The 14,473-nt window shown below is 48.1% G+C and carries 13 protein-coding genes; 5 read left to right on the top strand and 8 right to left on the bottom strand.

Going from position 1 to position 14,473, the window contains the following annotated elements:
- Positions 1-75: cold shock domain-containing protein (locus QZZ54_RS19215; protein WP_366645944.1), on the top strand; the 75-nt coding region annotated here is incomplete at its 5' end.
- Positions 76-343: 268 nt separating this feature from the next.
- Here QZZ54_RS19215 and QZZ54_RS18845 read toward each other — a convergent pair.
- From QZZ54_RS18845 to QZZ54_RS18815, 7 genes are all read right to left on the bottom strand, one after another.
- Positions 344-1,048, bottom strand: coding sequence for a type 1 glutamine amidotransferase (locus tag QZZ54_RS18845; RefSeq protein ID WP_290705709.1), 705 nt, complete (start codon positions 1,046-1,048; stop codon positions 344-346).
- Positions 1,049-1,139: 91 nt separating this feature from the next.
- Positions 1,140-1,871, bottom strand: coding sequence for a gamma-glutamyl-gamma-aminobutyrate hydrolase family protein (locus QZZ54_RS18840; protein ID WP_366645942.1), 732 nt, complete (start codon positions 1,869-1,871; stop codon positions 1,140-1,142).
- Positions 1,872-1,932: 61 nt separating this feature from the next.
- A complete protein-coding gene (locus QZZ54_RS18835) occupies positions 1,933-2,748 on the bottom strand; it encodes an ABC transporter permease subunit (RefSeq protein WP_290705707.1) in 816 nt (271 codons plus the stop codon).
- Positions 2,748-3,704: an ABC transporter permease subunit gene (locus tag QZZ54_RS18830; RefSeq protein WP_290705705.1), complete on the bottom strand. Its 957-nt coding sequence runs from the start codon at positions 3,702-3,704 to the stop codon at positions 2,748-2,750. The genes QZZ54_RS18835 and QZZ54_RS18830 overlap by 1 nt, the downstream gene beginning before the upstream one ends.
- Entirely contained in the window at positions 3,701-4,879 is a 1,179-nt protein-coding gene (gene potA / locus QZZ54_RS18825) for a polyamine ABC transporter ATP-binding protein (protein WP_290705703.1), read from the bottom strand. The genes QZZ54_RS18830 and potA overlap by 4 nt, the downstream gene beginning before the upstream one ends.
- A 169-nt stretch (positions 4,880-5,048) precedes the next feature.
- Positions 5,049-6,140: a polyamine ABC transporter substrate-binding protein gene (locus QZZ54_RS18820; protein ID WP_290705701.1), complete on the bottom strand. Its 1,092-nt coding sequence runs from the start codon at positions 6,138-6,140 to the stop codon at positions 5,049-5,051.
- A gap of 271 nt (positions 6,141-6,411) precedes the next feature.
- Positions 6,412-7,749 carry a glutamine synthetase family protein gene (locus tag QZZ54_RS18815; RefSeq protein ID WP_290705699.1) on the bottom strand — a complete coding sequence of 446 codons (1,338 nt, stop codon included), beginning with the start codon at positions 7,747-7,749 and terminating at the stop codon, positions 6,412-6,414.
- Between the two features lie 252 nt (positions 7,750-8,001).
- On the opposite strand from QZZ54_RS18815, the gene QZZ54_RS18810 reads away from it, so the two are divergent.
- From QZZ54_RS18810 to hflX, 4 genes are all read left to right on the top strand, one after another.
- On the top strand, positions 8,002-8,718 hold the full coding sequence (locus QZZ54_RS18810) for a GntR family transcriptional regulator (RefSeq protein WP_290705697.1): 717 nt from the start codon (positions 8,002-8,004) through the stop codon (positions 8,716-8,718).
- Positions 8,719-8,949: 231 nt separating this feature from the next.
- On the top strand, positions 8,950-10,332 hold the full coding sequence (locus tag QZZ54_RS18805; protein WP_290705695.1) for an aspartate aminotransferase family protein: 1,383 nt from the start codon (positions 8,950-8,952) through the stop codon (positions 10,330-10,332).
- 184 nt (positions 10,333-10,516) lie between these two features.
- Complete coding sequence (locus QZZ54_RS18800; RefSeq protein ID WP_290705693.1) at positions 10,517-11,338, top strand: LuxR C-terminal-related transcriptional regulator; 822 nt, start codon at positions 10,517-10,519, stop codon at positions 11,336-11,338.
- A gap of 394 nt (positions 11,339-11,732) precedes the next feature.
- A complete protein-coding gene (hflX, locus tag QZZ54_RS18795; protein WP_290705691.1) occupies positions 11,733-13,103 on the top strand; it encodes a GTPase HflX in 1,371 nt (456 codons plus the stop codon).
- A 132-nt stretch (positions 13,104-13,235) separates the two neighbouring features.
- Here the strand turns inward: hflX and QZZ54_RS18790 are convergent.
- On the bottom strand, positions 13,236-14,473 hold a 1,238-nt coding region (locus tag QZZ54_RS18790), incomplete at its 5' end, for an aldehyde dehydrogenase (RefSeq protein WP_290705689.1).

The following is a 14,473-nucleotide window of genomic DNA, read 5'->3' as shown; positions in this document are numbered from 1 at the left end:
GAAGGCCAGCAGGTACAGTTCTCTGTAACTCAAGGTCAGCGCGGACCACAAGCAGAAAACATCACTGCTGTATAATCCCCGCTTAAGCTTCACAGATCTATGATCTGTGGCTTACTTAAAAAAGCCTGATTACGATCGGGCTTTTTTGTGCCTGTCACTTTATGAACGACACCCCACTCTCTTTTAGACTTGCAACCTCCCGCAACCCTCCCCTCGACTCATTAACTAGCCCCCACACTAATGCATAATGATTGGAACACAGGCTTAGACAAAAGCTTAAAGAGATCCACCAGAGCTGGTAGACGTTCAGACAACAGACATTAGAGCGTACCGGCAACCAGAGCTAAGAAGACTGTTTTAATACCCGTATAATTTCACCCACGACAAGACCTGGCTGGGCACTCTGACTAAGAATTGACCGCACACCCAGCTCGGCCTCAGAGAGCGTTATATGTTCCGGGGCTATAGCAGGCAATAACACTTGCATGTATTCCCTGGAGAACTCTGGGTGAGCCTGTACGGTAAATATATGTGAGTTATAACTTAGCACCCCATAGGGACAGAATTCTGAGCCTGCCAGCGGCTCAGCGCCTTCTGGCAGCGTAACAACCTGATCCTGATGGATAACGTGCAGACTATGAGACTCAGCCCCTAACAGCACCATACCCTTCTCGGTCGGCAGGTAATGATCGACACCTAACCCCCAGCCCGCTTTAGCTTTGCTTACTCTGCCTCCCAGCGCCTGAGCGATGATCTGATGCCCAAAGCAGATGCCAACCAGCCCCTGTCTCGCCTGATTAATATCTCTGATCAACTGTTCCAGCGGAGCTATCCATACCAGCGGCTCATAAACACTCGCGGGGGAGCCTGTTATTATCCAGCCATCGCAGTCCCGGTGAGACTCCGGAAACTCACCCACACACAGATCCCAAATCTGAAAACTAAAACCAGCCCCCACCAGCATCTCTTCCGTCATCTGCGCAAAGGAGCCAAACCGTTCCAACAGCGCCCCCTCATTACTGCCCGCCGCCAATATTCCTATCTTCATCTTTACCCTCCAGCACCCAAACTTTCCGGACAAAAAAAACCGCTGTTGCCAGCGGTTATCTATTTCCATAAAGCCTTTCTAAATCAAACGATTAATTTTTTACTAAACTTGCGCTCATAAACGCACTCATCCAGCCTGCTACTTTTACAGAATCTGTAGCAGCAGCTTCAGCACGGAGCATTGCCAATCCTGCGTCAGCAACCTCATCAGGAATGACAGCGCCCTTCCTTAAAGACACCAGATCAGTTTCGTAGCTAAGATTAAATTCAGGGTGTGCCTGAAGCGTTAAAATATTATCGCCATACTGTAATCCTGCATACTTACAGAAGTCAGATTCAGCAAAAACACGGGCAGCCTCAGGTTTTTCTGTAACCTGATAGCGATGCATCGCACTGATGGCAAATTGGTCTTCATTACCGCTGATAAAACCATTATCACCTATCAAACTATAACTATGCAGACCAACGCCCCAGCCCCCTTCATAAGCCTCAACCTTGCCACCGAACGCTTCGGCGATAATCTGATGACCGAAACAAATGCCCAGTATAGGACGACCCGCTTCATTGACTTCAAGAATCAACTGCTTCAGCTTATCCATCCAATCCCGGTTTTCATCGACATTGAACTTTGATCCGGTAATCACCCAGCCTTCACACTGCTGAGGAGTTATTGGAAAGACACCATCACGAACATCAAAAACCTCATATTTAAAATCTGCTTCCACCTGGGCAAACAACTCAACAAACATGTCAGCATAGGTGCCGTACTGATTCAGAAGCTCATCCGGGGTGATACCGGTCGCTAAAATACCAATTTTCATCATCTTTTCTCTTTCTAAAAACAACTACGCCCTCTTTCAGAGGGCGTATTTTTAAAGCCCTGTATCACTCTTCGGTTGCGAGCAACTTAGACTGACGCCGCATCTGATACATCGCACCAATCACACCTATCGCTACTACAGCAATCATTAGTGTCGCCAATGCATTCACTTCAGGAGAAACGCCTAAGCGCACTTTCGAGAAGATAACCATCGGCAAAGTACTATTACCCGGACCTGAGACAAAGCTGGCAATTACCAGATCATCCAGCGACAGGGTAAAGGACAGTAACCAGCCCGAGATAATGGCCGGCATAATCAGCGGCATCGTAATCAAAAAGAACAGCGACGAAGGCTTCGCTCCCAGATCCATTGCTGCCTCTTCAAGCGTCTCATCCAACTGTGACAACCTTGACTGCACAATAACTGCTACATAGGCCATACAGAAAGTGACGTGGGCAATAATGATGGTGCCGGTACCCCGACCCGATGGCCAGCCAAACATACCCTCCATCGCAACGAACAGTAGCAACAATGAAAGACCGGTAATAACCTCAGGCATAACCAGTGGCGCACTGATCCAGCCGGACAACACCATCTTGCCTCTAAAGCGACCGAAACGACTCAGCACAAACCCAGCCATAGTTCCCAGTATCACAGCAACACTGGCGCTGATAAAAGCGATCTTGAAGCTTAGTAACGCTGCATCAATAATCTGCTCATTACGAAACAGCTCGCCGTACCATTTCAAAGACCAGCCACCCCAGACGGTAACCAGCTTTGACTTGTTAAAGCTGTATACCACCAACGCAATCATTGGTGCGTAGAGGAAAATAAAACCTAAGGTTGCCGATGTCGTTAAAAATATTGATCTACGTTTCATCAGATCGCCTCCTCTTTACCCTGACTGTTACGGATCAACATGATCGGTAACACCAGCACTATCAACATCACAATGGCTACAGCAGAAGCCATCGGCCAGTCCCTATTGAGGAAGAATTCATCCCACAACACCCGACCTATCATCAGCGTATCGGAGCCACCCAGAAGAGACGGAATAACAAATTCACCTACGGCAGGTATAAACACCAGCATGCAGCCCGCGATAATACCCGGCATTGCCATCGGCACCGTAATCAAAAAGAAACTGGTAGCAGGCCTGGAACCTAGATCTTCCGCGGCTTCCAGTAGCGTCATATCCATCTTCTCCAGAGCACTGTAAAGCGGTAGAACCATAAAGGGCAGATAGGTATAAACAATACCGATGTAAACGGCAAAGTCGGTTTGCAACATAATCAGAGGCTGATCAATGATGCCGGCTCCCAGCAAAAACTCATTGATTAATCCGTTCTTCTTCAGAAACCCCATCCAGGCATACACCCGCAACAAAAAAGATGTCCAGAATGGCAGAATCACCAACGCCAATAACAGGCCCCGGGCAGAAGGTTTACTACGGGCAATCATATAAGCGATAGGAAAGGCGATTAGCAACGTAAATACTGTCGAGATCCCCGCAATCTTGATCGAACTCAGATACGCATCAATATAGAAAGTATCTTCGAACAGGTAGAGATAGTTTCCCAGATTCAGCTTAAGATTTAGGTACGACTCTTCCAGATCCCATTCCAACAATGAAGTATAGGGAGGTACCGCAATCGCCGATTCCGATAACGATATTTTGAATACCACCAGAAAAGGGATAAAGAAAAAGATCGCCAGCCACAAAGTCGGAACTGAGACAACAGAAAGCCGCCCCCAGTTAACTCTTCTAATAAAATTAAACTTTGTCAGACGTGAACCTGAGCCATCCACCCAGGCAGAACCTGTCGGAGTACTCATGACGTCAATACCACGCTACTGTCAACATCCCAGAATAGATAAACCTCGTCATTCCAGGTCAAACGTTCGCCCGCTCCCCGGGTAATATTTGGCTGCGTAATCCGCACCTCTTTGCCGCTGGTCAAGCGAACACGATATACCGAAAGACTGCCCATATAGGCGATCTCTTCAACGATACCTTTGATACAGTTCTCAGTCTGATCCGGCTTCTGCTTGCTTATCCGAGCCTTCTCAGGTCGCAGAGCAACATGCACCTTCTGATTCGGAGCGCAGCTGATACCATGATTCACATAGAGAATCGCTCCCGCATCCTTAGATTTTATGCGCACCGAGTCCGGCTGATCTTCAATCACTTTACCTTCAAACAAATTGACAGAACCAACAAACTCAGCAACGAAGCGACTGTTCGGATACTCATAAACATCATGAGGCTCGGCCGTCTGGACAATCACACCATGGTTCATAACACCGATACGGGTCGCCAGTGTCATCGCTTCTTCCTGGTCATGGGTTACCACCACAAAAGTCACACCCAGCTCTTCCTGAATATTGATCAGTTCAAACTGGGTTTCTTCTCGAAGCTTTTTATCCAAAGCGCCCAGCGGCTCATCCAGTAGCAACAATTTAGGCCGCTTAACCAAAGAGCGAGCCAGCGCTACCCGTTGACGCTGACCACCAGAGAGCTGGCTTGGCTTTCGCTTACCCAGGTGCCCCAGCTGCACCATATCCAGCATTTTAGCCACACGCTGCTTAACTTCGGAACGATCTAAGCCTTCTCGCTTTAAACCAAAAGCAACGTTCTGCTCTACTGTCAGATGAGGAAACAGAGCATAAGACTGGAACATCATATTAATAGGGCGCTTCCAGGGCGGAATCCCCGCCATATCAACACCATCAACAATAATGCGACCACTAGTTGGCGACTCAAAGCCCGCCAGCATGCGCAACAAAGTACTCTTACCAGAACCGGAACCGCCCAATAGACAAAACAGTTCGTTCTTATAGATATCCAGCGAGATATTATCAACCGCGGTAAATTCGCCAAATTTCTTAGTAACATTTTCGATCTGCAGGAAAGGCTTAGCACCATCCTGTTTCCACAAAGGCAGATTTACAGCGGCCTCGGAAGAAACCGGCGCTACACCATGCTGCTCGATATTTTGAGTGGAAGTCATACTAAACCCTCAATATTTAATCATCTACCGAACCCTAAACTGAGTTCAGAGAATTATTTAAGAAGCCTCTGAACGATACTTAAGAGCATCTACCCCGGCCTATACCCGGAACTCAAAGGCTTACTGAATAACTCACACTGACGGACGCTTTCGCGTCCGCCACAACCTATTAGCGACCGGTTTTAATTCCTGACCAGGTACGTGTCAACAGACGATCAAACTTAGCTGCATGAGCATTCTGAGGGAACAGATTCGCCTTAACTTCATCAGAAGGATAGATACCCGGATTATTCAACACTTCCTCCAGGACCATCGGCTCTGCTGCCTTATTGGCTACAGCATAATAAGCAAAGTTGGAAATAGAGGCTGCACTCTCACCTTTAAGGATATAATCAATCAACTTATGAGCCGCTTGTTTATGTGGCGCATCAGACGGGATAGCAAGCAGGTCGAACCAAACCAGCGTCCCTTCTTTCGGTATAGAATAACCAATATTTACACCCTGACCCGCCTCTTCAGCACGTCCCTGAGCCTGCAGTACATCACCATTATAGCCAAGCGCTACACAGGTATCACCATTAGCCAGATCAGAGATATAGCCTGACGAATCAAACTTACGGTAGTTATCACGTACAGATTTAAGCAGCTTTGATGCTTTTTTCAGGTCAGCCTTTTTCTCAGAGTTTGGATCCAACCCCAGGTAATTAAGCGCGATCGCTACGACCTCGGCTGGCGAATCAAGCAGCGTAATACCGCAATCCTTAAGCTTAGCCGCAATCTCAGGCTTAAAAATGATATCCAGCGAATCGACCGGTATATCACCCAGTCGTTCTTTCAGCATATCGACATTATAGCCAAGCCCTATAGTGCCCCAGGCATAAGGAACATTATGCTTATTGCCTGCATCGTGACGCGAGATCTTCTCTAGCATCACAGAATCAAGATTATCGTAATTACTCAGCTGACTACGATCAATCTCAGCATAGATTCCGGCCTGAACCTGGCGTTCAAGAAATGATCCGGTAGGCACTACCACGTCATAGCCTGAGCCACCCGCCATCAACTTCGCTTCCAAACCTTCATTGGAATCATAAACATCGTAGTTAACTTTAATGCCGGTTTCTTTAGTAAAATTTTCCAGAATTTCCGGGCTGATATAGTCAGACCAGTTGTAAAAGTTTACAACCTGCTCTTCGGCAATTGCTGCGGTGGAAACTGATACAGCCAGTGCTGCTGCAAGACCAAGTTTCTTCGGATTCATTTTATTGCTCCATTCTGGTGCTTCTGATATCGCAGCCTTGGCTGTCTAATCATATAAGCATTAACTCTTTTGATACCGCAGTGCGGCGCTCATCAGAGCCACATATTTTTGTTGTTATTGTCATGGCTGCCCCTCTGATCAAGGAAGCAGCGCTCAAGCTTCTCAGACTGTCACAGTATTTTCTGCGACTAGTAAAAATGTACGACAACCTCCCTGTCGTCTATATACCCCTCAATGGGTATCAAAACAAAAAACCATATAAATCAATCAATTAAAGCAAACCAAGGTAGGACTGATACTCGATATCAGAGATCTGTTCGCTAATCTTGCGCTGCTCCTGACGCTTAGCTGCAGCGAACACCCGGACAAACTCTTCACCGAGATATTCCTTAAGCACATCACTACCTGCAAACAGATCGGTGGCCTGATCCCATTTAGTCGGCAACACCAGCTCTCCATCCCCTTCAACATAGGCATCACCTTCAATAGGCGCAGGGGGCATCAGCTTGTTTTCAATACCGTACAATGCTCCAGCCAGAATAGACGCCAACACCAGATAAGGGTTCGCATCTGCACCGGAAACCCGATGTTCAATCCGTCGAGCCACGCCTGGGCTCTCGGGGATCCTGATCGCTACAGTTCTGTTCTCATAACCCCAGCTGGCAAAAGTAGGCGCATGGGCTCCCGCCATAAAGCGTCTGTATGAGTTAAGGTGTGGCGCAAATGTCAGCATACTGTCAGGCATCATATGCATCAGACCAGCCACTGCATTCTTAAGAACATCGGTCCCCTCTTCTCCACCGTTATCAAAAACGTTGTTACCCGCCTCATCTAACAAACTGAAGTGGACATGAAATCCGTTACCGCTTTTATCGGCATAGGGCTTAGCCATGAAAGTGGATGAGTGACCATGCTTTCTTGCGATACCCTTCACTAGCCGTTTGAATAGAATTGCCTGATCGCCCGCCAGAAGAGGGTCATCAATATGCATAAGGTTTATTTCAAACTGTCCAGGGCCCAGCTCAGAAATAATGGTATCCGCAGGAACACCCTGTATTTCGCAAACTTCTCGAACCTCAGCAAAAAATGCTGATAAGCCATCCATCTCATCAATAGAATAACAATCGGTCTCACTCAAACGACGCCCATGACCTTCAGATAGCACAGGCGGCTTAGGGCGCTGAGTCTCTTCAGACTCGCTATCCATCAGATAAAACTCAAGCTCTGTCGCCACTACCGGGGTAAGCCCCATCCCTTTAAAACGCTTAACCACCCCAGCCAGAACCTGACGGGGATCACAACCAAAGGGAGTGCCATCTGGATTAGACATCATCGCCATAATCTGATCGCGGGGCTCTTCAGCCCATGGAACTGGAATCGTAGTATCGGTCACCGGCATACAGATACCATCCATATCACCTGTTTCAAATACCAGACCGTTATCCAGAACATCATCGCCCCAGAAATCGAATCCCAGAACGGAGCGAGGCAGCTTAACGCCCTCTTCAAAAACCTTAGCCACTGCGTTAGCAGGTAAACGCTTACCTCGAAGGTTACCGTTCAGGTCGGTTATAAACAGATCAAACTCTTTATCTTTATTAGATGTCATAAGACTCTCACTCGAAATCTTCCATACCCACCCGCTACCTGGCAGGAGATACAACACAGCTGTAATCAGCATAGCCCAATTAATAGGGACAAACTTACTTTTGTGATCACAAACAATTATTCAATGTGATCACATTTTTTTATGGCAGTCAATATCGACTTCTATTACAAAAGTCGTGTAGCCTATTTAGTGATCGCATTATTATATAAGACAACCTGTAAACAGGTTCCCAGAGAAACAAGGCCAATACCCATGCAGATTATGGACAAGAAATCTCCGATACATATAACCATATCCGAGCGAGATGACTCTGTAACTATCACCCAATGGGTATACCAGACCCTGCGCAACGCCGTCATGTATGGTGAGATACTGCCCGGCAGAGCTCTAACTATCCGTGAACTAGCAGGGATTCTGGACGTTAGCCCCATGCCGGTAAGAGAGGCATTAAGGCAACTTGCGGCGGAGAACGCCCTGGAAATTCAGGGTAATCGGCGGGTAATGGTTCCTAAAATGACCGCTATGAAGTTTAGCGAGTTATGCGAAGCCCGAATTGCGATTGAGTCACATGCCGCAGCCCGGGCATTACCCTATATCGACCGGGACCAACTCAGCCAGCTACGCGTATTAGATAGTCTTATAGATAAAGCTCAGGAGGAAAAAGATCTGGCACAGATCAGCACGCTCAATCAGAACTTTCACCGTGCGCTATACACCGCCAATCCTCACCAGGTCACATTACCACTGATAGAAAGTCTTTGGTTACAACTCGGTCCTTTTATGCGGCTGGCCACGAGCCAACTGGAAGAACATTATCTGGTTGATCGCCACAATGAAGCGATGACCGCTATCGAAAAGAAAGACGCCTTTGCCCTGCAGGTAGCTATCGCTGCCGACATTCGTGAAGGTATCGCATTCGCCGGAACACCCGAAATGCTTCATGCCTTTATCGAGAACGCAGGCACTTGATTTCACTTACTATTCTAGCTATTTAATCTCAACATTCGCCGATCAAACCCACTGTCTGATAATAAACTTCTTACTCTTCAGCATATTTTTTTGTTGACTTTAAAATTTTGTGATCACAAAATGACTCACACAAACGGGATTTTTGGATCCAGTTTCATAGATTTTATGATCACAATATATTTTACTGCACCGCTTAGATTGTAAATTCGGTGACAGGCTGGGAGAGAGTCAATGCTCGAAGATAAAACCAACATTTCAGCAAATACCGCTGACATTCAGGCAATTGATGCCGACCATCATATGCACCCGTTTACTAATACCGGCGCTCTCAATAAGAAAGGGGCGCGAGTAATCACCCGGGGAGAAGGCGTTTACCTCTGGGACAGTGAAGGCAACAAGATTCTCGATGGCATGGCCGGATTATGGTGCGTCAACATGGGCTATGGCCGCTCTGAATTAGTTGAAGCCGCCAATACCCAGATGAAAGAACTGGCTTATTACAACACCTTCTTTCAAACCACTCATGCCCCGGTGGCCCAACTGGCGAAAGAGATCGCCAGCATAACCCCAGGCGACCTGAATCACATTTTCTTTGCCAACTCAGGCTCAGAAGCCATCGATACTATTATGCGCATGGTTCGCCAGTACTGGAGTATCAAAGGCAAACCTTATCGCAACATCCTGATTTCCCGTGAGAACGCCTACCACGGCAGCACTATTGGTGGCACAAGCCTTGGTGGTATGGGCGGCATGCATGGTCAGGGCGGCCCTCTGGTACCTAATATCGAACGTATCCGCCAGCCATACTGGTACGGCGAAGCCGGCGACATGTCAGAAGAAGAGTTTGGTATCGCTTGTGCTAAAGCCCTTGAAGATAAAATTCTTGAAGTAGGACCGGATAATGTTGCAGCCTTTGTTGGCGAGCCTATTCAGGGTGCCGGCGGTGTTATTGTTCCACCGGCAAATTACTGGAGCGAGATCCAGAAGATTTGCAATAAATATGACATCCTACTGGCAGCAGATGAAGTTATCTGTGGTTTTGGTCGCACGGGTAGCTGGTTTGGTAGCGAAACGCTGGGCATCAAGCCAGACATCATCTCAATGGCCAAAGGACTGTCATCAGGCTACCTGCCCATTGCCGCTGTTGCAGTAGGTGATCGAATCGCCGACGCCTTCATCGAACACGACGATGATTTCAATCACGGTTTCACTTATTCCGGTCACCCGGTTGCCGCTGCCGTTGCGATTGCTAATATTCAACTGATGAAGAAAGAAAATATTGTTGAGTATGTCGCTGATGATATTGGCCCTTACTTCCAACAGAAACTCCGTGAAGCGGTTGGAGATCATCCGCTGGTAGGTCATATAGAAGGTGTGGGTCTGGTTGTCGGTATCGCGCTGGTAAAAGACAAAGACACTAAAGAACTGTTCGGGGATGATATTGATATCGGTATGATCTGTCGTGACCACTGTTTCAGTAACGGCCTGATTATGCGTGCAGTGGGGAGCCGCATGGTACTGTCTCCCCCTCTGGTCATCAGTCATGCTGAAGTTGATGAACTCTGTGAAAAGGTTCGCCTGTGCTTTGACCTGACGCACAAGTCAGTCAGCTAAGTAGCTGTTAAAATTCCTGCATAACTTTTCACTATCGTCATGCAGGCCGAAGTTGGCGAGCTAACTAAGCTCTCCAGCTCGCCTTATTCGGCTGCAACAGAACTATTGAAGATGGCTCTTTAGTTCCTGGAAGTTTGCAGCCGGATCTTTTTATTCACTGCGCCATTTAACCAGGAGACACGCCATGCAAAGCAATCGAGCTCAGCAATGTGCGGCTGACCACTGGCAAAAGGATCTTGCAGCGCTGATAGACACAATACGTCTACCTAGTTTCGGCGGTCTGTTAGAGAACTTTTTAGCCAGCCAGTGTCACTTTGATACCCTGCTAATGGTAACCTTTAAAAAATCACTTAAACCACTCATTCTTCATCCAACCAACCCGGCCGAACAAAGCCTGACGCTTCACAACTACATCAACGGGGCCTATATTCTCGACCCCCTTTTCAACGCGATCCAGAACGGTAACCTGGGAGAGGGTGTCAGTCGATTGATCGACATTGCACCGGATAGTTTTGAAACGACCCGATACTACCAAAGCTGCTACAAAGAGTTTGACCTGATCGATGAGATTAATATGGTGATAGAACTCGATTCTAAAGTTAGCTGTGCAATCTCACTGGGACGTAAAACCAGCCGGGGCACCATAACCCGGGCAGAACTAACCCGTTTGAATGACATTTACCCGGTGGTTAAGTCCATTATTCGTCAGTTTTGGTTGTCGCAATCTCAGGAATTCGTTAAATACGAAAAATCAGAAGGCCCGATGAATCAGGCCATCAGCACCTTCGGCAGCGGTGTTCTGACTCCGCGAGAGCAGCAGATTGCCGGTCTAATACTTCAGGGACACTCCTCAAAAGCGATCGCCAACATGCTGGAAATCAGCCTAGGTACCGTAAAAGTCCACCGCAAGAACATCCACACCCGTCTCAATACTTCCACGCAGGCCGATATTTTCACCCTGTTTCTGGCACACCTTAAAGAGCTGGATCCAACGGCTAGCTCTTAAGTTGCTAGAACGGCGCTCGCCGCCTGCTCGTTGCTCGTTGCTCGTTGCTCGTTGCTCGTTGCTCGTTGCTCGTTGCTCGTTGCTCAGAATTATCTGCATCTACCCAATCAACACTACATTTTTTATTGTAGGAGCGGCTTCCAGCTGCGAATAACCTATGTATAGAAGGCTTTAATCAAGCTACGAGTAAGTCGCGCCTTTTGTGACGTTCGAGAAACGAGCTACGTCTCAGTTAAAATCACTAAGACCCGGAAATCCCCGCAAACCCGCACTCATTCGCGTTTTTTTCTGACTGGTATTAAAGGTGTATCCGCCCACACTTAGGTTTTCGCCTCAGTGTTGTGTACACTCCATACCGTGTGACGCTAGTGTTAAACGTCCGCGCCCCTCCCCCATGAGAAACCACTCTATGCAAAACCCCGAAGAACCACGCCTTCCGCGTGCGCTGATCGTTGCTGTGCAATTAGATAATGTTGACGATGTTGAATTCGAGTCGTCGTTGGCTGAGTTGGCTGATTTAGCAAAGACCTTAGGGCTAGAGGTGGTTGGTCAATTTACTCAAAAGCGTTCGTCTTTTGATTCGACGGCGTATATGGGCGTCGGTAAACGGGTGGAGATACAACAGTTCATAGAAGACCAACAAACCAACGCAGATAGATTGTCGCAAGCTGATTCACAGGAGGCCGGTGATGCAGTGGAGTTTATCCTGGTCGACCATGAGATCTCGCCGTCTCAAGCGCTCAATCTGGAAATTGAAGTCGGTTGTGAGGTGATGGATCGCACGGTGGTCATCCTTGAGATTTTTCATCGTAACGCCAGTTCGCACGCAGCAAGGGTACAAGTTGAAATTGCCCGCCTCACTTATATGGCTCCGCGACTTCGTGAAGCAGCCAAGCGTGCAGGGCCTTCAGGTCGACAGCGTAGCGGCACCGGAGGCCGCGGCACTGGGCAATCACGGAACCAAATGGACAGCCGTAAGGTTCGTGATCGTATTGCCGAGTTACAGAAAGAAATAGATGCAATGGAAGCGAATCGCGATACCCAGCGTTCACAACGTCAGACACAAACAGAGCTAAACCAAGTGGCGCTGGTCGGTTATACCAACGCGGGAAAATCCACCTTAATGCGCGCCCTAACAGGTAAAGAAGTATTAGTGGCCAATAAACTGTTTGCCACGCTGGATACCAAAGTTCGCACCTTGCACCCAGAAAGCGTGCCTAAAGTACTAGTGAGTGACACCGTTGGTTTTATCAAAAACCTACCCCACGGTTTGGTGGCCTCGTTCAAATCAACCTTGGATGAAGCCCTTAACGCATCATTGTTACTGCACGTTATTGACGCTGGCGACCCCGGGTTTGAAGCCCAGCTTGAAGTCACCGATAAGGTACTAGCAGAGATTGGTGCCGATACTGTGCCACGCATTCGGGTGTTCAATAAAATCGACTACCTGGTCGACGCAACCTCAGAAGCAGAACGTACAGCCGAACTAAAAGCCAAATACCCCGACTGTATAGTACTTAGCGCCCGCCGTGATGAAGATATAGCAAAGCTGCATTCCAATATTGTGCAGTTTTTTCAAAAAGACATGATTGAATCAGAGATATTCTTACCCTGGTCCGCACAGGAGTTACGCGGGGAGATCTTTGCTTCCTGTGAAGTGCTGGAAGAACGCGCTGACGCCGCTGGTGCATTCTTCTGCCTCCGCACCACCGCTGATGTACTCGCAAGACTAAGTAAACTCTCAGACGATGCACGCTTAAATTAAAATCAATGGGAGTCAGAGTAATTGATTTACCTCCCCCCTCACGCGACGTCTTTTTAAAAAAAAACCGCCAAATGGCGGTTTTTTTTCTAGCGACATCTAACCAGCGGCGAAGCCGCGATCTAGCTTCTGCTTTTACAACCGAATCAAAACATTCTTAATATCGGTATATTTTTCCAGTGCATGCAGTGATTTATCACGACCATTACCCGACGCTTTGACGCCACCAAAGGGCACCGTACTGTCACCTTCACCCCAGGTATTGACCCACACCATACCGCTTTCAACCTTACGGCTAACACGATGAGCGCGGGAAAGATTTTGCGTCCAGACAGCAGCACCCAACCCGTAAACAGAATCATTGGCCAGAGCGATCGCTTCCTCTTCCGTTTCGAATTCGCATACCGCCAACACAGGCCCGAAGATTTCCTCTTTAACAAAGGTCATGCCGTTGTGAGCATCATCCACAATGGTTGGTTTCGCGAAGAAACCCATACCTTCCTGATATTCTGGAACTCCGCCCATAATGACTTTGCCGCCCTCCTCCTCTGCAGAACGGATATAACGCCCAACAGTGGCCAATTGAGTACCATCGACCATCGGCCCCATCGTCGTCGCAGGGTCTAATGGATCGCCCGGCTGAAACCTTGCTGCAGCTTCCACCAGCGCAGCAACAAACTCTTCCTTGATACTCTTGTCGACATACAGACGGGAACAGGCGATGCAGACTTCGCCCTGATTACAAAAAATCGCCGCAGCAGAAGCCGCCGCTGCCGCTTTGATATCCGCATCAGCAAATACCAGATTTGGAGATTTACCTCCAGCTTCCAGCCACACCCGCTTCATATTTGACTCACCGGCATACCCCATCAACATGCCTGCCACCCGGCTTGAACCGGTAAAGGCCAGTACATTAACATCCATATGCAGCGCTAATGCTTTGCCAGCTGTATGACCAAAGCCAGGCAGCACATTAAACACGCCCGCTGGTATGCCGGCTTCAACAGCCAATTCCGCCAGACGCAACGCACTCAATGGAGATTTTTCTGAAGGTTTAAGAATGACTGAATTACCCGCAGCAAGGGCGGGGGCTATTTTCCAGCTCACCATCAACAGTGGATAGTTCCATGGCGTAATCGCGCCAACAACACCCACCGGCTGATGGTGAATCATCGCCAGAGTATCATCACCTGTCGGTGCGATTTCTCCGTATATCTTATCGATGCTTTCAGCGGTCCAGCGGATACAATCAATCGCATCGGGCACATCAATATTAACCATCTCAGAGATAGACTTACCCATATCCAAGGTATCAAGCAAGGCAAACTCATCCTGGTGCTGTTCAATCAGATCAGCCCACTTCTGCATCGTCT

The sequence above is a fragment of the Amphritea sp. genome (assembly GCF_016744155.1).
In the GTDB taxonomy this organism is placed as follows: Bacteria; Pseudomonadota; Gammaproteobacteria; order Pseudomonadales; family Balneatricaceae; genus Amphritea.
Note: the sequence above shows the minus strand (reverse complement) of the source record. Positions and strands in the feature narration are given on the sequence as shown.

Bases quoted from the DNA above. Each gene is read 5' to 3' on its own strand.
- QZZ54_RS18845 (WP_290705709.1), bottom strand. From the start codon at position 1,048: ATGAAGATAGGAATATTGGCGGCGGGCAGTAATGAGGGGGCGCTGTTG.
- QZZ54_RS18840 (WP_366645942.1), bottom strand. From the start codon at position 1,871: ATGATGAAAATTGGTATTTTAGCGACCGGTATCACCCCGGATGAGCTT.
- QZZ54_RS18835 (WP_290705707.1), bottom strand. From the start codon at position 2,748: ATGAAACGTAGATCAATATTTTTAACGACATCGGCAACCTTAGGTTTT.
- QZZ54_RS18830 (WP_290705705.1), bottom strand. From the start codon at position 3,704: ATGAGTACTCCGACAGGTTCTGCCTGGGTGGATGGCTCAGGTTCACGT.
- potA (WP_290705703.1), bottom strand. From the start codon at position 4,879: ATGACTTCCACTCAAAATATCGAGCAGCATGGTGTAGCGCCGGTTTCT.
- QZZ54_RS18820 (WP_290705701.1), bottom strand. From the start codon at position 6,140: ATGAATCCGAAGAAACTTGGTCTTGCAGCAGCACTGGCTGTATCAGTT.
- QZZ54_RS18815 (WP_290705699.1), bottom strand. From the start codon at position 7,749: ATGACATCTAATAAAGATAAAGAGTTTGATCTGTTTATAACCGACCTG.
- QZZ54_RS18810 (WP_290705697.1), top strand. From the start codon at position 8,002: ATGCAGATTATGGACAAGAAATCTCCGATACATATAACCATATCCGAG.
- QZZ54_RS18805 (WP_290705695.1), top strand. From the start codon at position 8,950: ATGCTCGAAGATAAAACCAACATTTCAGCAAATACCGCTGACATTCAG.
- QZZ54_RS18800 (WP_290705693.1), top strand. From the start codon at position 10,517: ATGCAAAGCAATCGAGCTCAGCAATGTGCGGCTGACCACTGGCAAAAG.
- hflX (WP_290705691.1), top strand. From the start codon at position 11,733: ATGAGAAACCACTCTATGCAAAACCCCGAAGAACCACGCCTTCCGCGT.